24 protein-coding genes and 1 pseudogene are annotated in these 22,447 nt (G+C 59.6%); 13 read left to right on the top strand and 12 right to left on the bottom strand.

What is annotated here, in order from left to right; genetic code table 11:
- Positions 1–128, bottom strand: a pseudogene (locus WA157_RS06230) (electron transfer flavoprotein subunit beta/FixA family protein); the annotation flags it as partial.
- A 332-nt stretch (positions 129–460) separates the two neighbouring features.
- Here WA157_RS06230 and WA157_RS06225 point away from each other — a divergent pair.
- On the top strand, positions 461–1,417 hold the full coding sequence (locus tag WA157_RS06225; protein WP_422620140.1) for a DMT family transporter: 957 nt from the start codon (positions 461–463) through the stop codon (positions 1,415–1,417).
- A 5-nt stretch (positions 1,418–1,422) separates the two neighbouring features.
- Here the strand turns inward: WA157_RS06225 and rraA are convergent, their stop codons facing one another.
- Positions 1,423–1,944 (bottom strand): ribonuclease E activity regulator RraA, encoded by a 522-nt coding sequence (rraA, locus tag WA157_RS06220; protein ID WP_422620139.1) that lies wholly within the window; start codon positions 1,942–1,944, stop codon positions 1,423–1,425.
- A gap of 184 nt (positions 1,945–2,128) precedes the next feature.
- Here rraA and WA157_RS06215 point away from each other — a divergent pair, with 184 nt between their 5' ends.
- The 6 genes from WA157_RS06215 (at position 2,129) to WA157_RS06190 (ending at position 8,238) form a co-directional block, all read left to right on the top strand.
- Entirely contained in the window at positions 2,129–2,581 is a 453-nt protein-coding gene (locus WA157_RS06215; protein ID WP_422620138.1) for an SWIB/MDM2 domain-containing protein, read from the top strand.
- 94 nt (positions 2,582–2,675) lie between these two features.
- Positions 2,676–3,680 (top strand): ABC transporter permease subunit, encoded by a 1,005-nt coding sequence (locus tag WA157_RS06210; protein WP_422620137.1) that lies wholly within the window; start codon positions 2,676–2,678, stop codon positions 3,678–3,680.
- An 8-nt stretch (positions 3,681–3,688) separates the two neighbouring features.
- The gene (locus WA157_RS06205; protein WP_422620136.1) at positions 3,689–4,597 is read left to right on the top strand and encodes an ABC transporter permease subunit; all 909 of its coding nucleotides are present in this window, start codon (positions 3,689–3,691) and stop codon (positions 4,595–4,597) included.
- Between the two features lie 23 nt (positions 4,598–4,620).
- Complete coding sequence (locus WA157_RS06200) at positions 4,621–5,589, top strand: ABC transporter ATP-binding protein (protein WP_422620135.1); 969 nt, start codon at positions 4,621–4,623, stop codon at positions 5,587–5,589.
- The gene (locus WA157_RS06195) at positions 5,586–6,590 is read left to right on the top strand and encodes a peptide ABC transporter ATP-binding protein (RefSeq protein WP_422620134.1); all 1,005 of its coding nucleotides are present in this window, start codon (positions 5,586–5,588) and stop codon (positions 6,588–6,590) included. Before WA157_RS06200 ends, WA157_RS06195 begins: the two co-directional genes overlap by 4 nt.
- Before the next feature lie 19 nt (positions 6,591–6,609).
- Positions 6,610–8,238, top strand: coding sequence for an ABC transporter substrate-binding protein (locus WA157_RS06190; RefSeq protein ID WP_422620133.1), 1,629 nt, complete (start codon positions 6,610–6,612; stop codon positions 8,236–8,238).
- A 138-nt stretch (positions 8,239–8,376) separates the two neighbouring features.
- On the opposite strand, the gene WA157_RS06185 is transcribed toward WA157_RS06190, so the two are convergent.
- The 3 genes from WA157_RS06185 to WA157_RS06175 form a co-directional block, all read right to left on the bottom strand.
- The gene (locus WA157_RS06185; protein WP_422620132.1) at positions 8,377–9,633 is read right to left on the bottom strand and encodes an Hsp70 family protein; all 1,257 of its coding nucleotides are present in this window, start codon (positions 9,631–9,633) and stop codon (positions 8,377–8,379) included.
- 202 nt (positions 9,634–9,835) lie between these two features.
- Positions 9,836–10,153, bottom strand: coding sequence for a DUF190 domain-containing protein (locus WA157_RS06180; protein WP_011464240.1), 318 nt, complete (start codon positions 10,151–10,153; stop codon positions 9,836–9,838).
- Between the two features lie 116 nt (positions 10,154–10,269).
- The gene (locus WA157_RS06175; protein WP_422620131.1) at positions 10,270–11,490 is read right to left on the bottom strand and encodes an MFS transporter; all 1,221 of its coding nucleotides are present in this window, start codon (positions 11,488–11,490) and stop codon (positions 10,270–10,272) included.
- 181 nt (positions 11,491–11,671) lie between these two features.
- On the opposite strand from WA157_RS06175, the gene WA157_RS06170 reads away from it, so the two are divergent.
- Complete coding sequence (locus tag WA157_RS06170; RefSeq protein ID WP_422620130.1) at positions 11,672–12,628, top strand: DMT family transporter; 957 nt, start codon at positions 11,672–11,674, stop codon at positions 12,626–12,628.
- 146 nt (positions 12,629–12,774) lie between these two features.
- Here WA157_RS06170 and WA157_RS06165 read toward each other — a convergent pair whose 3' ends face one another.
- Both WA157_RS06165 and dusA read right to left on the bottom strand, forming a co-directional pair.
- Positions 12,775–12,969 carry a DUF3330 domain-containing protein gene (locus WA157_RS06165; RefSeq protein WP_422620129.1) on the bottom strand — a complete coding sequence of 65 codons (195 nt, stop codon included), beginning with the start codon at positions 12,967–12,969 and terminating at the stop codon, positions 12,775–12,777.
- Positions 12,970–13,220: 251 nt separating this feature from the next.
- Positions 13,221–14,216 (bottom strand): tRNA dihydrouridine(20/20a) synthase DusA, encoded by a 996-nt coding sequence (gene dusA / locus WA157_RS06160; protein WP_422620128.1) that lies wholly within the window; start codon positions 14,214–14,216, stop codon positions 13,221–13,223.
- Between the two features lie 220 nt (positions 14,217–14,436).
- On the opposite strand from dusA, the gene WA157_RS06155 reads away from it, so the two are divergent.
- Genes WA157_RS06155 through WA157_RS06140 form a run of 4 tightly spaced genes read left to right on the top strand, consistent with a single transcriptional unit; the run spans position 14,437 to position 18,675 of the window.
- A complete protein-coding gene (locus tag WA157_RS06155; RefSeq protein WP_422620142.1) occupies positions 14,437–15,096 on the top strand; it encodes an ABC transporter ATP-binding protein in 660 nt (219 codons plus the stop codon).
- Between the two features lie 10 nt (positions 15,097–15,106).
- Positions 15,107–15,601, top strand: coding sequence for a hypothetical protein (locus tag WA157_RS06150; protein ID WP_422620127.1), 495 nt, complete (start codon positions 15,107–15,109; stop codon positions 15,599–15,601).
- A complete protein-coding gene (locus WA157_RS06145) occupies positions 15,486–17,471 on the top strand; it encodes an ABC transporter permease (protein WP_422620126.1) in 1,986 nt (661 codons plus the stop codon). The genes WA157_RS06150 and WA157_RS06145 overlap by 116 nt, the downstream gene beginning before the upstream one ends.
- A 16-nt stretch (positions 17,472–17,487) precedes the next feature.
- Complete coding sequence (locus tag WA157_RS06140; RefSeq protein ID WP_422620125.1) at positions 17,488–18,675, top strand: efflux RND transporter periplasmic adaptor subunit; 1,188 nt, start codon at positions 17,488–17,490, stop codon at positions 18,673–18,675.
- A gap of 34 nt (positions 18,676–18,709) precedes the next feature.
- On the opposite strand, the gene WA157_RS06135 is transcribed toward WA157_RS06140, so the two are convergent.
- Together WA157_RS06135 and hemN are read right to left on the bottom strand one after the other, a co-directional pair.
- Positions 18,710–19,387, bottom strand: coding sequence for a sulfite exporter TauE/SafE family protein (locus WA157_RS06135; RefSeq protein WP_422620124.1), 678 nt, complete (start codon positions 19,385–19,387; stop codon positions 18,710–18,712).
- An 8-nt stretch (positions 19,388–19,395) separates the two neighbouring features.
- Positions 19,396–20,793: an oxygen-independent coproporphyrinogen III oxidase gene (gene hemN, locus WA157_RS06130; protein WP_422620123.1), complete on the bottom strand. Its 1,398-nt coding sequence runs from the start codon at positions 20,791–20,793 to the stop codon at positions 19,396–19,398.
- A 140-nt stretch (positions 20,794–20,933) separates the two neighbouring features.
- On the opposite strand from hemN, the gene fnr reads away from it, so the two are divergent.
- Positions 20,934–21,662, top strand: coding sequence for a fumarate/nitrate reduction transcriptional regulator Fnr (gene fnr, locus WA157_RS06125; RefSeq protein WP_041790512.1), 729 nt, complete (start codon positions 20,934–20,936; stop codon positions 21,660–21,662).
- An 11-nt stretch (positions 21,663–21,673) separates the two neighbouring features.
- On the opposite strand, the gene WA157_RS06120 is transcribed toward fnr, so the two are convergent.
- From WA157_RS06120 to WA157_RS06110, 3 genes are all read right to left on the bottom strand, one after another.
- Positions 21,674–21,964, bottom strand: coding sequence for a hypothetical protein (locus WA157_RS06120; protein WP_422620122.1), 291 nt, complete (start codon positions 21,962–21,964; stop codon positions 21,674–21,676).
- A gap of 34 nt (positions 21,965–21,998) precedes the next feature.
- Entirely contained in the window at positions 21,999–22,286 is a 288-nt protein-coding gene (locus WA157_RS06115; RefSeq protein ID WP_422620121.1) for a FixH family protein, read from the bottom strand.
- Positions 22,287–22,295: 9 nt separating this feature from the next.
- The coding region (locus WA157_RS06110; protein WP_422620141.1) for a FixG Ig-like domain-containing protein at positions 22,296–22,447 on the bottom strand (152 nt) is incomplete at its 5' end.

The raw sequence follows: 22,447 nt of genomic DNA, 5'->3' as shown, positions 1-22,447 counted from the left end.
ATGGCGATCTCATCAAAAGGGTTCATGCTCATTTTGACGTTGGCGACATCAACACCCGTGTTGTCCGATTTGACGCGGACCTTCACGTTGTAATCGACCACGCGTTTCACTGCGACCAGGACTTTCATTGCTTCGACTCCAGATAGTTAGTTACGAATTCGGCGATTGACTTGAAAAGGCACGTCATCCGAGTTGACGTGCACGTCAACTCGGACATTCTATGCTGCGCCATCCATCAGCCGGGTCATCCAGATGACAATCAGCTAATCCGGCACAAAATAGTACGATCGTGCTTTTTTTGAATTATACCGGCATAAGAATCCGCCCTCGCCCAGGCCAGGTGCGCCAATAGCAGGCAGGCACCCAGAACTCAAAATACTTGGAGCAGCGCGAGCCCCAAATGCGGACGCCTCCCTGCAGACATCAGGCATGATGCGCAGCTGCAGCAATTTCCAAGTAGATGACCGCAGTGACTCCCGCTCCAAGCTCCCAGCCAACAACATCCCGCCTGTTGCGCGGCTATTTTTATCTGACCCTCAGCATGTCCCTGGTGGGCAGCTACGTGGCCTTGTCCAAGCCACTGGCGGCCGCACTGCCGGTGTTGTTGCTGGCCTGGTTGCGCTTTGGCATTGGCGCCCTGGCGATGCCGCATTGGCTCGCCAAACCAGCGACCGAAGTACCGATGACCTGGCACACAAAAAGGCTGCTTTTTCTGGAGTCTTTTCTAGGCAATTTTTTGTTCACCCTGTGCATGCTGTATGGCGTGAGCCTGACCAGCGCGGTCTCGGCGGGCATCATCATGGCCACCATTCCGGCCATGGTGGCACTGCTGAGCTGGGTCTTTTTACGCGAGCGGATTGGGCTGCGGGTGTGGACGGCCATTGGCTGCGCCGCCTTTGGCATTGTCCTTTTTGCACTATCAAAATCAGAGCAACTTACGCAGACAGGACCTGGGCTAGAGCCAGATTCAATATATAAAGACGCATGGCTGGGCAATCTCCTTGTTTTTGCCGCAGTCGTGTGCGAGGCTTCTTACGCCGTCATCGGCAAGCAGCTCACTGGTGTGTTGACACCCAAACGTATCACCGCACTCATCAACCTGTGGGGCTTCATCTTGATGACGCCATTCGGTCTTTACGCCGCCATGAAATTTGATTTTTTGACGGTGCGGCCCGCCACCTGGCTGCTGCTCGTCTTCTATGCGCTGGCGGCCAGTGTCTGGACGGTCTGGTTGTGGATGACGGGACTCAAGACCGTACCGGCTGCCAGGGCGGGCGTCTTCACCGTGATGCTGCCGATCTCGGCGGCGCTGGTGGGGGTTCTGGCTTTGGGCGAAACGCTCAGTGGCATGCAGGTACTGGCATTCGCCATCGCCTTGGCTGGCGTGGTGTTGGCCACCCTGCCAGCACAGCGCTAGAGACGCTAAACGAGTCGACCGGCAGCCAGCACCATGCCATCTTCATCCGCATAGAGCCAATCGCCTGGTCGCACCCAGACGCCCTGGATTTGCAGCGCAAGGTCACTTTGCCCTTCGCCGCGCTTTTCCGTTGGCAGCGGCATGGACGCCAGAGCGCGAATGCCCAGACCCAACGCAGCCAGCTCGCTCACGTCACGCACGCAGCCATCTATCACCACACCGGCCCAACCATTTCTGGCAGCAGCCGCGCCCAGGTTGCCACCGAGCAGGGCGCGCCGCAAGGAGCCACCGCCATCGACCACCAGCACCTTGCCAACGCGCCCCGCAGGCGTCTCTTGGTAACCAACTGACTCGACGGCCGCTTTGACGCTTGAGTTGTCCTCAAAACATTTGACGGTCACCACCGGTCCGCAAAATTGGCGCACGCCGCCAAAGTCACGAAACACCGGGGACAATACCCTGAAGGCGCCGGAAACATCGTTTTTGTGCGCATCGCACAGGTCACAGGTGGCAAATGAAGGGGTCATGTTTTTGTCCTTTAAGCAACAAAATTGTAGAGGTGATGATCGCAAACCAAAAAAAACAACATTTGCCAATGAAATAAAGGCTTCCCCCCTTGGAAACACGCTCATTCTCCAGTAGCATCCACCGCACCAGTGAGGAAGCCGTTTTTTGCTGGTGATTCATCAACTTCCAGAAGGACAATAAATCATGGCAACTGCAAAGAAAGCACCGGCAAAAAAAGCTGCACCCGCTAAAAAAGTAGCGCCGGCCAAGAAAGTCGCTCCGGCTAAGAAAGTAGCCGTCAAGGCGGCTGCGCCGGCAAAGAAAGCCGCCCCAGCCAAGAAAGCCGCCCCAGCCAAGAAAGCAGCACCGGCCAAAAAAGTCGTTGCCAAAAAAGCACCCGCCAAAAAACGCACTGCCAACGCGGCCTTCATGAAGGCCCTGACGCCCAGCGCCGCACTGGCCGCCGTTGTGGGCGTCGGCCCGCTGCCACGCACCGAGGTGGTCAAGCAACTGTGGACTTACATCAAGAAGAACAAGCTGCAAGACGCCGTCAACAAACGCATGATCAATGCCGACGCCAAGCTGAAGGAAGTTTTTGGCAAGGTACAGGTCTCCATGTTTGAGATGGCGGGCCTGATCGGCAAGCACCTGAAGTAAGCAGCGTTCGCTGCCTGGCGAAAAGGCCGACGCGAGTCGGCTTTTTTGTTCTGGCATGATCCACGCTTTGCCCCGATCACTCAAGCCCTGAACCATGCTGCGTTTTCTCTTAACCCGCTTCAGCCTGATCATCCCGACCTTCATCGGCATGACGCTGTTGGCGTTCTTTCTTATTCGCCTGGTACCGGGAGACCCGATTGAAACCCTGGCGGGCGAACGCGGCATCGATGCCGTGCGCCACGCCACCCTGCTCAAGGAGTACGGACTGGACCGCCCGGTGTTGGTGCAATACGGCATTTACATCGGCCGTGTGCTGCAAGGCGATCTGGGCAAATCGATCATCACCCACGAACCCGTGCTGAGTGAGTTCATGACACTGTTTCCCGCCACCATTGAACTCGCGCTATGCGCGATTTTTTTCGCCTTGTTGCTGGGCATTCCGGCGGGTATTCTGGCGGCGGTACGACGAAATACGATATTCGACCATGGCGTGATGGGTGTGTCACTCACCGGCTATTCGATGCCGATCTTCTGGTGGGGCTTGCTGCTGATCCTTCTGTTTTCAGTGCAACTCGACCTGACGCCGGTGTCAGGTCGCATTGCCGTGGAGTACTTCATTGAACCCGTCACCGGCCTGCTGCTGATTGATAGCTGGCTGGCCGGTGACAAAGGGGCCTTCTGGTCCGCCTTCACCCATTTGATTTTGCCGACCATCGTGCTCGGGACCAATCCACTGGCGGTGATTGCCCGCATGACGCGCTCGGCCATGCTTGAAGTACTGGGTGAAGACTACATTCGCACCGCGCGCGCCAAGGGCTTGTCCAACCTGCGGGTGGTCGGTCTGCACGCCTTGCGCAATGCGCTGATTCCGGTGATCACGGTGATTGGATTACAGGTCGGTGTGCTGTTTACCGGCGCCATCCTGACCGAAACCATTTTTTCCTGGCCTGGCGTGGGCAAGTGGCTGATTGAAGCGATTGGCCGACGCGACTATCCCGTTTTGCAAGGTGGCATGCTGCTGCTCGGCATGATCGTGATGACGGTCAACCTGCTGGTGGACGTGACCTACGGCATCATCAACCCCCGCATCAGGCACTGAAGGCCAGCATGACGAGCACTAGTTTGACAAGTTTACAGATCGACGAGGCCTTGGAGCCACCGCACCCGCTGCGTGAGTTCTGGCGCTACTTCAGCAGCAACAAAGGCGCCGTCGGCGGCCTGGTAATTGTGGTGCTGGTCCTCCTGATTGCGCTGTTTGCGCCCTTTATCGCGCCCTATGCGCCCGACCTGACCGACCCCAACGTCTTTCTGAAGCCACCCGCCTGGCAGGCCGAGGGCTCCAGCGCCCACTGGCTGGGCACCGACGCCATTGGACGCGACATCCTCTCGCGTCTGATCTTTGGCGCTCGCCTGTCGCTGGCGATTGGCTTGGCGGTGGTGACGCTGTCGGTGATCACTGGCACTATTCTGGGGCTCACCGCCGGTTATTTTCGGGGTATCTTTGAGGTTGCCGTGATGCGCCTGATGGACATCATCCTGACGCTGCCGAGCCTGCTGCTGGCAATCGTGATCGTGGCCATTTTGGGCCCGGGCCTGATGAATGCCATGCTGGCGGTGGCGGTGGTGGTCTTGCCGCACTATGTGCGCATCACACGCGCCGCCGTCATCTCCGAAGCCTCCAAGGATTATGTAACCGCCGCCCGCATGAATGGCGCCGGTCACCTGCGCCTGATGTTCAACGAGATCCTGCCCAACTGCACCGCGCCCTTGATTGTGCAGGCCTCGCTCGGTATCTCGGCGGCCATTCTGGACGCGGCTGCTTTGGGTTTTCTGGGCCTGGGCGCGCAACCGCCGTCGCCCGAATGGGGCACCATGCTGGCCGATGCGCGCGAGTTTGTGCTGCGCGCCTGGTGGGTGGTCACCTTCCCCGGTCTGGCTATCTTGATCACAGTACTGGCCTTCAACTTGCTCGGTGATGGTCTGCGCGACGCGTTTGACCCCAAGCTCAAGCGCTGACAGCCCACCTCAATCATCTTCTTATGGCTCTACTTGAAATTGAAAATCTGTCGGTCGATTTCCCTTCGACCAACAGCGTGATGCACGCGGTCGAAGGTGTCAGTCTGTCACTCGACACCGGCGACGTGCTGGGCATCGTCGGCGAATCCGGCTCCGGCAAAAGCGTCACCATGATGGCGCTGATGGGGCTGGTGGCCTACCCCGGTGTAGTCACGGCCGACAAGCTGCGCTTTGACGGTCACGACCTGCTAAAACTCTCCAATAAAGAGCGCAGCCAACTCACCGGCAAAGACGTGGCGATGATCTTCCAGGACCCCACCACCAGCCTCAACCCCTGCTTTACCGTCGGCTTTCAACTGGCCGAGACGCTCAAGCTGCACCTGGGTCTGGACGCCAAGGCGGCCAAACGGCGCTCCATCGAACTGCTGGAACAAGTCGGCATTCCGGCGCCCGAGAGCCGCCTCAAGGTCTATCCACACCAGATGTCGGGCGGCATGAACCAGCGCGTCATGATCGCCATGGCCATTTCCTGCAACCCCAAGCTGCTGATTGCCGATGAACCCACCACCGCGCTGGACGTGACGATTCAGGCCCAGATTCTGGACTTGCTGCGCAGCCTGCAAAAAGAACGTGGCATGGCGCTGGTGTTGATCACGCACAACATGGGCGTGGTGTCAGAGATGGCGCAACGCGTGGCGGTCATGTACGCCGGCCAGATCATGGAAGAACAATCGGCGCAAAGCCTGTTTGCCACGCCGCACCATCCCTACACCGAGGCGCTGATGTCCGCCATGCCCGAGCGCAGCGACGGCGTGAGCCGCCTGGCCACCATTCCCGGCATGGTGCCGGGCCTCTATGACCGGCCCAGTGGCTGCCTGTTTGCGCCGCGCTGTGCGTACGCGGTGGACAGCTGCCGCGCCCAGCGCCCGCCGCTGCGCCCATGGCAAGACGGCATGGTGCGCTGCCAATTCCCGCTCGGGGGAAAAGCATGAGCCCGTCTGAAACACCCGTGGTCGTCGCGCGCGATCTGCGCCAGGTCTACAAAATAAGTCGTGGCTTTCTGCACGCTGCCGATCAACTGCAGGCGGTTAGCGGTGTCTCATTCACACTGCACGCCGGCAAGACGCTGGCGGTGGTGGGCGAGTCGGGTTGTGGCAAGTCCACGCTGGCGCGCATGGTGTCGCTGATCGAAACGCCCACTGCCGGTGAACTGAAACTGAACGGTGTCGACGTGGTCAAGGCCAGCCCCGCTGAGCGCCACGCGTTGCGCCGTACCGTGCAACTGGTTTTTCAGAATCCCTACGGCTCATTGAACCCGCGCAAGAAGATCGGTGCCATTCTGGAGGCACCGCTGGAGATCAATACCGAATTGACGGCGGCACAACGTGCCGAGCAGGCACGCGCCATGCTGGCCCTGGTCGGCCTGCGCCCGGAGCACTATGACCGCTACCCGCACATGTTCTCGGGCGGCCAGCGCCAGCGCGTGGCCATAGCGCGCGCCCTCATGCTCAGACCGGCGGTGATCGTGGCTGACGAGCCGGTGTCGGCGCTCGATGTCTCGATTCAGGCCCAGGTGCTCAACCTGCTGGCCGACTTGCAACAAGAGTTGGGCCTGGCCTACCTGTTTATCTCGCACGACCTGGGTGTGGTGCGCCACATTGCCCACGACCTGCTGGTGATGTACCTGGGCCACGCGGTCGAACAAGGCGAGAAAAAAACCATCTTCGCACAGCCGCTGCATCCCTACACGCAAGCACTGCTGGCCTCTACGCCGGGCATCATTGGCAGCGGCACGGCGCACAAACGTATCGTGCTCACGGGCGAGTTGCCCTCGCCTTTGAACCCACCCAGCGGTTGTGTGTTTTCCACCCGCTGCCCCAATGTGGTGGCACGCTGTCACACGGAGCGTCCGGTCCTGCGCGAACTGGCTGGCCGCCAGGTGGCGTGCCACGAGGCCGAGCAATTTATCCAACCCGCTGCTGAGCAGCATTAACCCCGAAGGAGTCCACAAGATGACCTGTTCAAAATCAAGCGCACGCCGAAAATTCGGCCTCAAGCCTGCTGTGCTGTGCGCCATCGCATTGCCCGCCTTGTTGGCGCTGGCGCCGGCCGCGGCCAAGACGCTGGTGTATTGTTCGGAAGGCAGCCCGGAAAACTTTGCCCCCAGTGTCAACACGACCGGCACCTCGTTTGATGCCAGCGAACAGATCTACGACAACATCGTCGATTTCGAGCGCGGCGGCACCAAGGTCGTCCCCGGTCTGGCGGAGAGTTGGACGGTTTCCAAGGACGGCACTGAATACACCTTTCACCTGCGCAAAGGCGTGAAGTGGCAGTCCAACAAGAGCTTCAAACCCTCGCGTGATTTCAATGCAGACGACATCCTGTTCACCATTCAGCGTCAATGGGTCGAGAGCGACCCCTACTTCAAGGTCACCAGTTCCAACCATGCCTATTTCGGCGACATGGGCATGCCCAAGTTGCTCAAGGCGGTGGAAAAAATCGACGATTACACCGTCAAGTTTGTACTGAACAACCCGGAGGCGCCCTTCCTCTCCAACCTCGCCATGCAATGGGCGGGTGTGCAGTCCAAAGAGTACGCCATCGCCATGTTGAAGGCAGGAACCCCAGAAAAAATTGACCAGGACCCCCTGGGTACCGGCCCGTTCCAACTGGTGCAGTACCAAAAGGACGCGCTCATTCGCTACAAGGCTTTTCCCCAGCACTATGCTGGCAAAGCCAAGATCGATGACCTGATCTTCGCCATCACACCCGACGCATCGGTACGCTGGGCCAAGCTGCAAAAAGGCGAATGCCATGTCATGCCTTACCCGAATCCGGCAGATGTGCCCGCCATGCGCAAGGACGCCAACGTCACCGTCATGGAGCAACCGGGTCTGAATGTCGGCTACCTGGCCTACAACACGACCAAGAAACCGTTTGATGACGTGCGCGTGCGCAAGGCCGTCAATATGGCCATCAACAAGCAAGCCATCGTGGATGCGGTCTATCTGGGCACTGGCATGGCCGCCAAGAACCCGATTCCCCCGACCCAGTGGTCCTACAACAATGCCGTCAAGGACGATCCGTTTGACCCGGCAGCCGCCAAGAAGTTGCTGGCCGCCGCGGGCCTGCCCGATGGCTTCACGACCGACCTGTGGGCCATGCCGGTGCAGCGCCCCTACAACCCGAATGCCAGGCGCATCGCCGAGTTGATGCAGGCTGACCTGGCCAAGATTGGCGTCAAGGCCGAGATCAAGAGCTTTGAGTGGGGCGAGTACCGCAAGCGCATGCAAGCGGGCGAACACCAGATGGGCATGCTGGGCTGGACCGGTGACAACGGCGACCCTGACAACTTCCTCAACACGCTGCTGGGCTGCAGCTCGGCCAAGGCCAATGGCTCCAATGTCGCCAAGTTCTGCTTCCAGCCCTTTGAAGACCTGATTCAAAAGGCGAAGGTCGTCACCAACCCGGCCGAGCGTACCAAGCTCTATGAAAAAGCCCAGGTGATCTTCAAGGAACAAGCGCCTTGGTTCACCATTGCCCACGCCGTGCAACTCAAGCCGGTGCGCAAGGAAGTCATTGGCTTCAAGCTCAGCCCGTTTGGTCGTCACACCTTCTACGGCGTAGACATCAAGTAAGCCGCGCATCTTGCGCTGACAACAAAAAGCCGGGTAATTCCGGCTTTTTTTGTATCTAATCAGGCTGTAGCCCCCGTGTTTATTGGGTTAGCAGCTATCAATTATGTTGACCGCCTGCAGCGCAATCAGCAACGCCAATCACGCACGGCTATAGGCCAAGCCTGAGGCGACACCGCCAAACAGGTCGCCCTCCACCACCGCAACGCCGGCAAACTCAGCCTGCAGGGCCTGTTGGAACGGCCGCAATGCCGATGAGCCGCCGGTCAGGTAGATGGCGTCAATAGAGGCATCGCTCAAGCCAGCGCGCCGTACACATTCCCGCGCGCACGCGACGGTCCGTGCCAGCAAAGCTGCCAAGTGGTCACGCATGTCGGCGACACCCATGGGCGCGGCCAGACCCGCCTCGATATACGACAGATCCACCGCCGTATCGCCGTTCGCCTGCGAACAATGAATCTTGGCCTGCTCAACCTGATTGGCAATGCGGTGCCCATGACGGTGCGTGAGCACGTTCATCAGGCGCTGGTGCAAATGCGGTTCAGCATAATTGGTGCGCAGCGCCCGGGCCTGGCTCAGGGCACGCTGCGGGTACAGCCAGTTGATCAGATGCCAGGTGGACAGACTGAAAAAAATCCGGCTGGGCACCTCACGCTGCTGCGGCCCCAACTGGCGATAGCCCAACAGCGGCATCACCTGCTCCAGGCTGAGTTTTTGGTCAAAGTCGGTGCCCCCGATGTGCACACCGGTCGTGCCCAACACGTCCTCCGTTCGGTCGGCCTGGGCCATGCGCCCCGGCCCCAAGCGAACCACGCTGAAGTCCGAAGTCCCACCACCCAGGTCCGCCACCAGCACCGTGCTTTCACGCGTGAGGCGCCGCTCATAGTCCAGCGCGGCAGCGATGGGCTCCAACTGAAACGACACGTCATCAAACCCGGCCGCCTGCGCGGCCTCCCGCAGGGACTGCTGGGCCAATGCATCACGCGCCGGGTCATCATCGACAAAATGCACCGGCCGTCCCATCACCACGCGTTCAGGCTCTGCGCCCAGCGCCAGCGTGGCGCGCTCACGCAGCGTCGCAAGGAATGTGGCGACGATGTCCTGGAAACTGATCTGTCGGTGGTTGATGAGTGTCGACTCCAGCAACAGCGAACTGCCCAGGAGACTCTTGAGCGAACGCATCATCCGGCCCTCGGTACCGTTCAGGTACTGCGCCAGGGCATCCCGCCCGAAATGGGTACTGACGTCTTCCGTGTTGTAGAACACGGCCGTAGGCATCGACGCTGACTCGCCTTCCAGCGCAATCAAGCGCGCCTGGCCGTCCGCAGGTGCCCAGGCCATGGCCGAATTTGAGGTGCCGAAGTCAATGCCGAGCGTGCCCTGGAGTGAAAATGTCATGAAAAATGGGAACGTAATGGCTGAAAAGCAGAGATTGACTTGCCTGTCCTCAGTGGCTGGCAAATCAGGACCGGCGATTTTGCCACCTCGGACGGCCCGATGGTACCGGTCAGCAGAATAACGAAGACAGCGCGATCGATCTCCCGCAGCCACTTGTAGTTGGCAATGCGCCCGGCGCGTGCCGGGGCGTCAATAGAGACCTTTACAGCTCGCCGGTCATGCCAAATTCAATCGGTGCTTTCACAAAGAACACATTGATTTTTTCCTCGCGCAGCCGCTGAAACATGCGTTCGGCATCAGCCGCACTGAGCGCCATCGTGACCTCCAGGGGTTGGTCGGCCATGTCGATGAAGTGCGCAGAGTGCAGCTTGCCGTCGCGTCCGAACCCCTCCGCAGCAGCGCTCAGGGTCGCACCACCGACACCGAGATTGCGGGCCTCTTTCAGCAGCCATTCCCCGAGAGGCGTCCAGCCATGCCTTCGATCCTGTTGAGTGAAAAAAGTCAGTTGATAACCTTGCAAGATGGTCTCCTTCAAATCAAGGTGGCTTCAATAGTGCCACAGATGAAAATCCCGGCAGCAGCATCAGCAAGGAACCCGCGGCGTGTGCGCCAATGGCCACGCCGGCCCGCCACAAGCTACCGTCTTGACCGCGCCGTCCTCTGGCCCACCCCCAGCGCCGCCACCACACTCAGCAGCAGCACCGCCGCCGCACCGAACAGCGTTGCGCCATACCAGCCCCGGTCCATGAACACGCCAAACACAAAGGGCGATAGCGCGAAGCCGGTGTCCAGACCCGAATACACCAGACCATAGACCCGGCCCGTGGCGCCCTGGGGCGTAGCGTTTTTGATCATCATGTCGCGTGACGGCCCGCCAATCCCGACCGCAAATCCCGTACCCGCCAGCACCACCATGGTGCCCGTAGCACCTAAAAGGCCGGTGCCACACAGCGCCAGAAAAACAGCGGCCACCGCCATCGAAATGGCGACCACACGATCACTATTTCCAGTACGCGCCGCCACAAATCCGCCCACAAAGATACCCACCGCGCCGCACAACATGTAGGCGGTCAGCGTCAAGGTAGCGGCCTCAAAACTGACGCCGTGCATGGCTTTGAGAATGGAGACCGAAAAGCTTTGCACCACCGCCAGCGTCATGGTGGAGAACAGAAAGAAGGCAAAGCACCACCACACCACCGGCAGCTTCATGAACGCCATGCTGTGTTCTGCCGCAAGGTCTGCGTGCTGCACCGCCACCTGGGTGCTCAGTTTGTCACGCTGCAAAACCAGCCACACCAGAATACCGACGTACATCACCGCGGCGGCCAGATAGGCCGTGCGCCAGTTGTACAGACTGCTCAGCGTGACCAGAAAGACCGGGGCCGCGGCCCAGCCCAGATAGCCGGTCAAGCCATGGGCGCTGAAGGCATGGCCCAGCCGCGGGGCGGAGACTCTTTGATTCAAAATAGTGAAATCAACCGGGTGAAAAATCGCATTGCCCAAGCCCGCCAGCGCTGCCACGCCAATCAAGCCTGCGTAACCCGTCACCAGGGACGCCGCGCCACACGCCAGCACAAAAATGCCCAGCGCCACAAACAGCAGCGGCCTGGCGCCGAGCCGATCCACCGCAAAACCGGCAGAGGCCTGCCCCAGCCCCGAAACAACGAAAAACGTGGTCATCAGCAATCCCAACTCGGCGTAGCTCAAACCAAACTCGGTCATGAACACCGGAAACAGTGGTGCCAGCAACAGGTGGGCAAAATGGGAACTGGCATGGGCCAGGCCAACAAGGCCAATGATGGTGGCATCCTGTTTGAGCGGGACGACGAGGGGCAAATGAAGGGAGGTACTGGTCATGCTGCGATGGTAAGTGAATCGTTTCAACCGCGCAGAGCGCACCACCTATTCACCCCCGCCACCAGCATTCGATCAAAGTTTATACAAAATTGGCGTGTAGCCCCCGTAGAATATACATATATAGCTATTATTTATATAGCATATTGTGGTTTCTGATACAAGCGAGGCAAGGTACATCAAGGTGAAAACGCACAAGGGATCCAGCGCCGTGCTGGCGGCATTGGCCGCCGCCGCCCTGTTTGGGGCCAGTACGCCCCTGGCCAAGCAATTTGTCGGCGACATGTCGGCCTTGCTGCTGGCGGGCCTGCTGTATTTGGGCAGTGGTGTCGGCTTACTGGTCTTGCGCGTCCTGCGCGACCATGGTTGGTGCAATCCTGGGCTGGCGCGCCGCGAATGGCCGTGGCTGCTAGGCGCCATCGGCTGCGGTGGCGTGGCGGGGCCAACCTTGCTGATGCTGGGCCTGGCGAGCACCGGCGCGGCGGCGGCGTCCCTGCTGCTGAACCTGGAGGGCGTGTTGACGGCGCTGCTGGCCTGGTTCGTCTTCAAGGAAAACGCCAACCGGCGCGTGGTGCTGGGCATGGCGCTGGTTGTGGCGGGCGGGCTTTTGTTGTCCTGGCCCGGCCCTGCGGTCGGCACCGACCATGGCGGCACGGGGGCAGCATTGATTGTGGGCGCCTGCCTGTGCTGGGCACTGGACAACAACCTGACACGCCAGGTTTCCAACTCGGATGCCTTGTTTATTGCCGGCCTCAAAGGAATCGTCGCTGCGGTGGTCAACATCGGATTGGCTTTGGCGCTGGGTCAATCTCTGCCACCGTGGAGCGTGGTGGGGCCGGTCCTGCTGATTGGTTTTGTGGGCTACGGCATCAGCTTGGCGCTGTTCGTGCTGGCCCTGCGCGGTTTGGGTGCAGCGCGCACCGGCGCTTACTTCGGCGCGGCGCCCTTCGTGGGGGCAGGCATCGCCATTGGCGTGTTCGGTGAGAGCACGTCGCCCTTGTTCTGGGGCGCCGGTCTGCTCATGGCCGCGGGGCTCTGGTTGCACCTGACGGAGCGACATGAGCACCCTCACTGGCACGGTACTCTGCAGCACAGCCACCCGCACTTCCCGGATATTCATCACCGGCATGACCATTCTTGAGCTTGCAGGACATGCCGAAACCAAACAGCCTGCGGGTCAGAGCAAGACCAAAAAGCTTGCGGGACAGACCGCAGTTACGCGAAGCGAACAAGCTCTGTCCTCAACGCTTCAAGGCGAACATGCTCTCTCCTCAACACGTCAAGACATCATGAGCCAGATTTTTCGACTGGCGCATCCGTCTCCGGACGCTGGTCCTTCCACTTTTGATAGCAGTCCAGTCCGCAAAAATGCGCCACGTAGTCCGTCGCTTCAGGAACGACGGCTTCGCTTAGGGGCACTTCCTTCAGGCAGATCTCGCATGCAACTTGTTCCACTTTGACCGGTGTGTCATTTGTTGTCATAGCTGTCTCCAGTTAATCAAACCATCCAACTCGTTACCGTCCCCGGCGGGGATGGCGATCCACCTTACATGCCACCTATTTGCTGTATCAGGTGCGTGAATATGATCGCCAAGAACACTATAGGCTTACGTGCCGCGCAAAGCAACGTGCCAAAGTGAAGAGTCTGAATCGCTATATTTTGTATAGCTGTATGCGCAGTACCGACGGGGGCTTGAGCCTGATTTTGTATAAAGACTGGAAACTGATGTGGCTTACGTGGTCTGCACCGGGGTGTGCGCCAGGGCCATCACATCATGCGCTGGCAGCCCCTTGAGCTTGTGATCGCTCCAGACCTGGCGCCAGTGACGCGCACCCGGCAGTCCGTGACGCAGGCCCAGCATGTGGCGAGCCATGGTGGGCCAGGGTGTGCCGTGCTCGGCGGCTTCGCGCGCCATGTAGTCGCACATCTGCTGCTCGACCTGCTCACGGGTGGTCTCTGTCGCGTCGGCGCCGTAAAACGTCGCATCCCAGGAAGCCAGCCACCACGGGTTGTGATAGGCCTCGCGCCCCAGCATCACGCCGTCCAGGTGCAACAGGTGCTCAGCGATCTGCGCGCTGTTGGTGATGCCGCCATTGATGACGATGACGAGCGAGGGGAAATCGCGTTTGAGCTGGTAGGCCAGCTCATAGCGCAAAGGCGGCACGTCACGGTTTTCTTTCGGGCTCAGACCCTTGAGCCAGGCATTGCGGGCGTGCACGATGAAAGTGCGACAGCCGGCCTCGCTGACGCTGCCGACAAAATCACGCACGAATTCGTAACTCTCGGTTTTGTCGATGCCAATGCGGTGTTTCACGGTGACCGGCACCGACACCACATCCACCATCGCCTTGACGCAATCCGCCACCAGCTGCGGCTCAGCCATGAGGCAGGCGCCAAACGCGCCGCGCTGCACCCGCTCGCTCGGGCAGCCACAGTTCAGGTTGATCTCGTCATAACCCCACTCTTCACCGAGCTTGGCGCACCGCGCCAGTTCGGCCGGTTCGCTGCCACCCAACTGCAACGCGACTGGATGTTCTTGCTCCTTGTAGCGCAGGTGACGTGACACGTCGCCATAAATCAGGGCACCAGTCGTCACCATCTCGGTGTACAGCAGCGCATGCTGTGTGAGCAGGCGATGGAAATAACGACAATGGCGATCGGTCCAATCGAGCATCGGCGCAACGGACAGCCTCCAGCGGTCGGGGGGAATGGGTTTCGGGCTCAGCATGGGCTGAATTATCCCAGTCATGGCACAAGCCGCAGCTACATGACAAACATCAATTGCCGTCGTCCCGATGCATGACACACTGTTATCCGAAATCGCCAACCGCAAGGCCCAGACCGTGATTGCCCCCCCACTCGCCGACCATTCCACAGAGGAAATACCAGTTGATGATGCAGGTCGCCCGGCCGTTTTCACGGCCAAAACCTTAAGCAAAACCTACCAGATGGGCGAGGTGAAGGTTCGGGCTCTCGTGGATGTCGATCTGACAATCTATCGAGGTGAATTCATCGTCTTGCTGGGTCCGTCTGGCAGCGGAAAATCGACCCTGCTTAACATCCTGGGCGGTCTGGACCGCCCGACCAGTGGCATTGCCCGTTTTGCCGAACATGACCTCACGGCGGCGACCGAGTCGCAGCTGACGCAATACCGGCGCGAGCATGTGGGCTTCGTGTTTCAGTTCTACAACCTGATTCCCAGCCTGACCGTGCGCGAGAACGTTGAGCTGGTCACCGATATTGCCGACAACCCCATGCCCGCCGAAGAAGCCCTCGGCCTGGTCGGGCTGGCCGAGCGCCTGGATCACTTCCCGTCCCAGCTGTCCGGCGGCGAGCAGCAGCGCGTGGCCATCGCGCGCGCCATCGTGAAGCGCCCGGAAGTGTTGCTGTGTGACGAGCCGACCGGCGCGCTGGACTATGTGACCGGCAAACTGGTGCTGGAAGTGATCGAACGAGTCAACCGGGAGCTGGGCACCACCGCCATCGTCATTACGCACAATGCCGCGATTGCCGGCATGGCCGATCGCGTGCTGTACCTGGGCGGCGGGCGCATCCAGCGCGTTGAGAAAAACGCCCACAAGCTCAAACCGTCCGAGCTATCCTGGTAAAGGCTCCCTGGTGAAAGCGCTGGACCGCAAGCTACTCAGGGATCTGCGCTTGATGTGGAGCCAGGCGCTGACCATCGCGTTGGTGGTCGCCAGCAGCGTGGCAGGATTTATCACGACCTTTAGCGCCTACGATGCCTTGTCCTGGTCACGCGATCTTTATTACGCCGATGCGCGCTTTGCCGATGTGTTTGCCACGCTCAAACGGGCACCCCTCTCACTGGAGCGCCAGTTCGAGACCATTGCCGGCGCGGCCCATGTGGAAACGTCGCTGACCGAGCTTGTGCCGATCACCATACCGAACGTGGCCGACCCCATCATTGGCCGCTTGATCGGGCTTGACGCGCGCTCGCCGCAGCGCCTGAACAAGGTGCATCTGCGCAGCGGGCTGCATGATAGCGGCGCATCACAGTGGCGCCATCGAAGCGCTGGTATCAGAGGGCTTTGCGGTTGGGCGCCAGCTCAAACCTGGCGACCGCATTGGTGCGCTGATCAACGGCCGGCGTGAGGAACTGCTGCTGGTAGGAATTGCGCTTTCACCCGAATACATTTTCGCGGGCATGGCCGGTTCACCGGATCAACGCGGCTTCGGCGTCTTCTGGATTGACCGGCAAGCGCTGGCCGCCGCCTACAACATGGAAGGCGCTTTCAACCAGGTGGCGGTGCGCCTTGGCCCCGGTGCCACCCAGGGGCCCGTCATCGACCAACTGGACCGCTTGCTCACGCCCTATGGCGGGATCAGCGCCCATGGCCGGGATCAGCAGATGTCCCACATGATGCTCAACTCGGAAATCCAGGAGCAGCGCGTGCTTGGCACGGTATTGCCGAGCATTTTTCTGGCCGTGGCCGGGTTTCTGCTGAATGTGGTGCTGAGCCGGCAGATTGCGACCCAGCGCGAACAGATTGCCGCCCTGAAGGCGCTCGGTTACGAGAACCGGGCCATTGGTCTGCACTATTTGAAACTGGTGCTGATCATCGTGGTGTTGGGCCTGGCCCTGGGGCTGGCCCTTGGTGCCACGCTGGGGCATTGGTTCGTCGGCATTTATGCCGACTTTTTCAGATTCCCGCAATTGCGCTACCGCGTCCGGCCCGAACTGATCCTGGCCGCCATCAGCGTGGCCACGGCGGCGGCGGTGCTGGCCACGCTCACTGCCATTCGGGCCACGGTGCGACTGGCACCGGCCGAAGCCATGCGCCCACCCGCTCCCGGTCTGTACAAACCGATGCTGGTTGAGCGCTGGGGCTTGCAGCACTGGTTCTCCCCGGCGGTTCGCATGATTTTGCGCACCATGGAACGCCGCCCGCTGCGCACGGCGCTGACCGTCTTTGGAATCGCAGTTGCGATGGCGATCGTTATCACCGGTTCGTTCTGGCGTGACTCCATCGGGGGCCTGATGGACACGCAGTTCAATCAGGTTCTGCGTGGGGATGTATCGATCGGTCTGATCGAGGCCACGCCAGCCCGCGTCCAGCATGAAATGGCCAAACTGCCGCATGTCACGGCGGTGGAAGGAGTCCGCACGGTCGCCGCACGGCTGGTCAACGCCAATCACACCTGGCGCGGCGCGATCCAGGGAAAACCTGAACAGCCCGAATTGCACCGTATCGTCGGTCTGGAGCATCAGGTCTTCAAGCCACCGAGTAGCGGATTACTCCTGACAGACCGCCTGGCCGATCGGCTCAAGGTCAAGCCGGGCGACACCGTGCGCCTGGAGTTTCTGGAAGGGCGGCGTGAGGCGCTGGACATCAACGTGGCGGGTGTCGTGACCGAGATGCTGGGGATGAACGCCTATATCGAAAGACACGCGTTGAACGCCCTTCTTCGGGAGGGAGATATTGTCAATCAGCTCACCGTCGCCGTGGACCGTGGGCACGACGCAGAGCTATTGAACGAACTCAAAGAGCTGCCGCGGGTAGCGATTGCCGTCAGCAAGTCGGTCATGAAACGAAACATCGAGGATGTCACCGCGCGCAACCTGATGGTGTTCAGCGGCATTCTGACCGCATTTGCCACCGTCATCGCCATCGGCGTGGTCTACAACAACGCCCGTATCGCGCTGGCGGAGCGGGCCTGGGAACTGGCCAGTCTGCGTGTGCTGGGATTCACCCGGGGCGAGGTGTCAGCCTTTCTGCTGGGCGAACTGGCGATTGAAATCGCGCTGGCCACGCCATTGGGAATGGCACTGGGCTACTTTCTGGCATCGACCATTGTTGGCTTGATCAAGACGGATGAATTTTATTTTCCTTTTGTGATCCACCCCGCCACCTACGCCTACGCTGTCCTGTGCGTGTTTGGCGCCGGCATTGTCAGCGCGCTGGTTGTGCGGCGCCGGGTGGATACGCTGGATCTGGTTGGTGTGCTCAAAACACGCGAATAGGAAAACTGGAGAAAGAATGAAAAGAAAAGTGTTGATTGGCATTGTCAGCCTGCTGCTTCTGGCGCTATTGGGCTGGGCCTTCATGCCGACCCCGGCAGAAGTCGAGATAGCAGCCGTGACCCAGGGACGGTTTGAACGTTCTGTACAGGAGGACGGCAAGACGCGCCTGCGCGACCGCTATGTCGTCTCGGCGCCGCTGGCGGGTCGCGTGGCGCGCATCCTCCTCAAACAAGGCGATACGGTGATGCGCGACGCCCCCGTCGCGACATTCTGGCCCGTGGCCCCGGCACTGCTTGATGAGCGTACCCGCGCCGAGCAAAGTGCGCGCATTGGTGCGATGCAGGCCTCGGTGGCACGGGCACAGGCCAACGTCGGGCGAGCTGGCGCGGCGCTTGACCAGGCGCAGGCGGAACTCAAGCGCAGCGAAGCGCTTGCCCAACAGGGTTTTGTTTCACCCAACCAGAATGAAACCGGGCGACTAGCCGTGCGCCTGCGCGAGAAAGAGCTGGAAAGCGCCCGGCAAGAAGAAGCCGCCGCGCGCCATGAGTTGGAGCAGTCACGCGTTGCCTTGCGGCAGTTCTCCCAGATCACGCCAGATGGGCGGCAACGCGCCTATGAGGTCAAGGCGCCCGTCTCAGGCAAGGTTCTGAAGGTGCTGCAGCAAAGTGAAGGCATCGTGATGGCCGGCACACCGATCATGGAGCTGGGCGACCCGACCCAGCTTGAAGTGGTGGTGGATATCCTGACCGAAGATGCCGCGCAGATCAAGCCGGGCACCGCGGTGCAGCTCTCAAACTGGGGTGGACCCGACGTGCTGACAGGACAAGTTCGACTCATTGAACCGGCGGCATTCACCAAAGTCTCTGCTTTGGGTGTGGAAGAACAGCGCGTCAATGCGATTATTGACATCACCTCGGCGCCCGAAAAATGGCAGGCATTGGGCGACGGGTTCAAGGTGGATGTACGTGTGCTGGTCCAGGTCGTGGAAAACGCGGTCATGATTCCGGTCAGCGCCTTGTTTCCGGTTGGCGCCCGCTCAGGCCTTTTTGTGCTGGACAAGGGCCATGCCCGCCTGCAAGAGATCGAAGTGGCAGCACGCAATGGTGCCCTGGCCTGGGTCAAGACGGGGCTAGCCAAGGATACCCAGGTGATCGTCTACCCGGACACCAAGCTCAAAGACGGGGACAGGGTCAAGACGCGTTGAAACCGGGCGCTCGGAGTCAGCAAAAAACGACTCGTCAAGGCGTTGCGCACCAGGGCGCGGCGTCGTGGGCATACGCCATCCACAAAGCCCAGACCGAACTGGCAGCCAATGCCAGACCGGCCAGGCGCACACCCCAATCACCAGCGCCATTACCCCGCAAGCGCAGCCATAACCAGGGACCCGCCATCATGGAGACACTGGTGCCTAAGGCAAATAAGGCCATTACCCAGGCGCCTTCAAGGGCACGGCCCGTCAAAGCGGCAACCAGCAGCGCCGAATAGAGCAAGCCGCAGGGCAAAAAAGTCCAAAGAGCGCCAATCACCAGTGGCGCACCCCGGCCCCGCCCGGCAGCCAGGGAGCGTGCACCAGTCCATATTTTTTTGCCCGCCTGCTCCAGCCAGACCGGTTGCTGCGCTTTCCAGAGTAACAACAGGCCCAGCACCAGGGTTGCGACATGAAACAGCGTCCACACCGGGCGCAACGCGGCCGATTGCACCGTCAACCAGCCCAAGCCCTGCATTGAGGCTGCAGCCAGCGACCCGAGTGCGGAATAGCCCAATACCCGTCCGATCTGGAAGCTCCACATGGCTGAATTCTTGCGCGGGCCTGCTGCTTGCCCGATCCCGGCACAGGCAGCGCCGCACATGGCAATGCAGTGCGGCCCTCCGGCCAGGCCCATCAACAAGGCGGTAAAAGCCAGAGAGGATTGCATTGACCCGATCAGATAATTTTGGAAAACCGCGCGCGCGTGCGGTCGGTCTGCAAATAGCGATCAAACACCATGGCCACGGCGCGGACAAAAAACCAGCCCATGTCAGTGACCTGAATGCCGACATCGTCCACCGTGACCATGCCCTGATCCGCCAGCTTTTGCAGGGCTTCCATTTCAGGCGCAAAGTACTTGCGAAATTCGATCAGATGCGCCAGTTCAATGGATTCGAACAGAACTTGCCCTTGGCACATGATGGCCATGATCACGGAGCGACGCAACAGGTCGTCACGCGTCAACGCCAAGCCGCGCACCACGGGGAAGCGCCCCTGATCCAAGTAGTCGTAATACTCTTCCAGCGTCTTGGCATTCTGGCTATAGGTGGCGCCAATCCGGCCGATCGACGACACGCCAAGTCCAATCAGGTCGCAATCGGGTTGGGTGCTGTAACCCTGGAAATTGCGGTGCAGCCGACCTTGCCGCTTGGCAATCGCCAGCGAGTCCGTCGGCAATGCAAAGTGGTCCATCCCAACATAGACATAACCAGCACCCATAAAAGCGGCCATGGACCGCGCCAGCATGGCCACCTTGGCCGCGCCGCTGGGAATCTCCACGGTCGGAATGCGGCGTTGGGGCTTGAAACGCTCGGGCAAATGGGCATAGGCGTACAAGGCAATACGCTCCGGCCGTAACTCGACCACCTGCGCCAGCGTGCGGTCAAATGACTCCGGGCTTTGCAGCGGCAGGCCATAAATCAGGTCCGCATTGATGGACTCAAAACCGCGTTCGCGGGCGGCTGCCACCAGGGCAAAAACCTGTTCGGCCGGCTGCACACGGTGTACCGATTTTTGAACATCAGGGTCGAAGTCCTGAATTCCAAAGCTCAAACGATTGAATCCCAACTCGGCCAAGGTATCGAGCCGCGACGCGTCGATGGTGCGCGGGTCCACCTCGATCGAGTATTCACCACTTGGGGCAAAGGTAAAGTTGCGCCGCAACATGGCCATCAACTCGCGCAACTCATCATCCGTCAAAAAAGTAGGACTGCCACCACCCAGATGCAACTGGGTCACGGTTTGTCCTACACCCAGTTGCTCCGTGTGCAAATCGACTTCACGGCTTAGGTAGCGCAAATAAGGGCCGGCCCGATCATGGTGCTTGGTGATGATCTTGTTGCAGGCGCAGTAATAACACAGGGATTCACAGAAAGGGATGTGAACATATAAAGACAATGGCAGCGTCATGGCCGCTCCCCCAGCCCGCCGAAGCTTCAAGGCTTGGGTATAGTCCTCAACTGAAAATGCCTCAACAAAACGGTCCGCGGTGGGATAAGAGGTATAACGCGGTCCGGATACATCAAAACGACGGATGAGGTCTTCGGAAATTGGTTCAGCAACGGCTGTGTTCATGGAAATTCCTTGTCAATTCTGACAAATGTGCCTCAAAAATTGAAATCGTTTCTTGACCTAGATTGAATCATAGAGAAGTGTAAGAGCTAAAAAATTGACCCACATCAGGACAGGTCAATGATTAGTGCCAAAATGACACCATGAACCCTCACACCATCAAAGTCGCATGCTCGAACTGTAACTTGCGGGAGCTGTGCATGCCCTTGGGCCTGAGTGAAGAAGAACTCGATTTGATCGATGACATGGTCGCCGCGCGACGCACGGTCAAGCGTGGTTCTCTTCTCTTTCGCAATGGCGAGAAGTTCACCAGCTTGTATGCCATTCGCACCGGTTTCTTCAAAACCTGTGTCGCCTCCGAGGATGGGCGGGATCAGGTAACGGGCTTCCAAATGGCCGGCGAAGTCGTGGGTCTCGATGGGATCGTCAACGACTACCACACGTGCGACGCCGTTGCCCTGGAAGACGCTGAGGTCTGTGTCATGCCATTTGATCGTATTGAAGAGCTGTCACGTGCAGTGAATTCACTCCAGCGCCACGTCCACAAAATCATGAGCCGCGAGATCGTACGGGAGCACGGTGTGATGCTGCTGTTGGGCAGCATGCGCGCAGAGGAGCGTCTGGCCACCTTTCTTTTGAACCTGGTTCAGCGACTGCACGCTCGCGGCTTCTCGCAGTCAGAATTGATACTCCGCATGACGCGCGAAGAAATTGGCAGTTTTTTGGGTTTGAAACTCGAAACCGTGAGTCGCACATTTTCAAGATTCGCTGAAGAAGGCATCGTGGAAGTCAAACAACGTCATGTCCGCATCCTCAACACGGATGCGTTGAAGGATATTGTCAATCCAAAATCCGGTGCCGGAACAGCCTGAGAAAAACCGACTCAGCAACGCCCTTGCCTGGAGCAGCTCTCCGGGCGTGCATTCGCCGGCAAAGGGCAGCGGTTGACTTCAAACGGCGACATCGACAGCAAGGTGGTCAAGCCACTGGCCAACATGGTGATGCCCCAAAAGACAAAAAACGCCACGGTGTAAACACCTTGACGGGAAAACCCGAGGGGTTGCCCGAACCACTGCAGGTCTTGCGGATCGACCATTGCAAATACAAGCACTTCAAACACACCAGCCACCAAAAAGGCAGGCCAGATAATCCACATTAAGCGTTGTGACAACATAATTGGGCGTCCTGTATTTCAGAGATCATTACGTTCAAGGCCTATTGACAGCTTTGGAACTGGGGACAAAGCCGGTCTGCGCATGGTTGCGGGCCTGCAGGGCTGGTGCCATACTGGCAGCCTGTGCATCATCTCCCAATGTCTTGTTGATTTCAATCCCCTGGCGGTAATAATCTTCGGTAATGACCGGATCAGGTCTCGTCACCGCAAGATACAAGGTAACAAAAGCGGCTACGACCACGATAGCCGGACCAGCCACGACCAGCCAAACATAACCAAACTTCCACCAGGGTTCAGGAGATTTGAGGGTATCGTCTTGCATAAACTATCCTTAATTCGGCACCAAAAACACGGACTTCTCTGCATCATGGACATGCATGTCAATCGATTCGATTTCGAATTTGATCGGATGTGAGCCGGGCGGCGCCACTTCGGGCGGCAACTGGGCCCGCACCACCAGCGAGCGCGCCTGCGTTGCCGGCA

Origin of the sequence: Rhodoferax ferrireducens, assembly GCF_049302455.1 — a bacterium.
Lineage (GTDB): Bacteria > Pseudomonadota > Gammaproteobacteria > Burkholderiales > Burkholderiaceae_C > Rhodoferax > Rhodoferax ferrireducens_B.
Note: the sequence above shows the minus strand (reverse complement) of the source record. Positions and strands in the feature narration are given on the sequence as shown.

Coding starts and splice junctions, on each gene's coding strand:
- WA157_RS06225 (WP_422620140.1), top strand. CDS start 461: ATGACCGCAGTGACTCCCGCTCCAAGCTCCCAGCCAACAACATCCCGC.
- rraA (WP_422620139.1), bottom strand. CDS start 1,944: ATGACCCCTTCATTTGCCACCTGTGACCTGTGCGATGCGCACAAAAAC.
- WA157_RS06215 (WP_422620138.1), top strand. CDS start 2,129: ATGGCAACTGCAAAGAAAGCACCGGCAAAAAAAGCTGCACCCGCTAAA.
- WA157_RS06210 (WP_422620137.1), top strand. CDS start 2,676: ATGCTGCGTTTTCTCTTAACCCGCTTCAGCCTGATCATCCCGACCTTC.
- WA157_RS06205 (WP_422620136.1), top strand. CDS start 3,689: ATGACGAGCACTAGTTTGACAAGTTTACAGATCGACGAGGCCTTGGAG.
- WA157_RS06200 (WP_422620135.1), top strand. CDS start 4,621: ATGGCTCTACTTGAAATTGAAAATCTGTCGGTCGATTTCCCTTCGACC.
- WA157_RS06195 (WP_422620134.1), top strand. CDS start 5,586: ATGAGCCCGTCTGAAACACCCGTGGTCGTCGCGCGCGATCTGCGCCAG.
- WA157_RS06190 (WP_422620133.1), top strand. CDS start 6,610: ATGACCTGTTCAAAATCAAGCGCACGCCGAAAATTCGGCCTCAAGCCT.
- WA157_RS06185 (WP_422620132.1), bottom strand. CDS start 9,633: ATGACATTTTCACTCCAGGGCACGCTCGGCATTGACTTCGGCACCTCA.
- WA157_RS06175 (WP_422620131.1), bottom strand. CDS start 11,490: ATGACCAGTACCTCCCTTCATTTGCCCCTCGTCGTCCCGCTCAAACAG.
- WA157_RS06165 (WP_422620129.1), bottom strand. CDS start 12,969: ATGACAACAAATGACACACCGGTCAAAGTGGAACAAGTTGCATGCGAG.
- dusA (WP_422620128.1), bottom strand. CDS start 14,216: ATGCTGAGCCCGAAACCCATTCCCCCCGACCGCTGGAGGCTGTCCGTT.
- WA157_RS06155 (WP_422620142.1), top strand. CDS start 14,437: ATGGGCGAGGTGAAGGTTCGGGCTCTCGTGGATGTCGATCTGACAATC.
- WA157_RS06145 (WP_422620126.1), top strand. CDS start 15,486: ATGATAGCGGCGCATCACAGTGGCGCCATCGAAGCGCTGGTATCAGAG.
- WA157_RS06140 (WP_422620125.1), top strand. CDS start 17,488: ATGAAAAGAAAAGTGTTGATTGGCATTGTCAGCCTGCTGCTTCTGGCG.
- WA157_RS06135 (WP_422620124.1), bottom strand. CDS start 19,387: ATGCAATCCTCTCTGGCTTTTACCGCCTTGTTGATGGGCCTGGCCGGA.
- hemN (WP_422620123.1), bottom strand. CDS start 20,793: ATGAACACAGCCGTTGCTGAACCAATTTCCGAAGACCTCATCCGTCGT.
- fnr (WP_041790512.1), top strand. CDS start 20,934: ATGAACCCTCACACCATCAAAGTCGCATGCTCGAACTGTAACTTGCGG.
- WA157_RS06120 (WP_422620122.1), bottom strand. CDS start 21,964: ATGTTGTCACAACGCTTAATGTGGATTATCTGGCCTGCCTTTTTGGTG.
- WA157_RS06115 (WP_422620121.1), bottom strand. CDS start 22,286: ATGCAAGACGATACCCTCAAATCTCCTGAACCCTGGTGGAAGTTTGGT.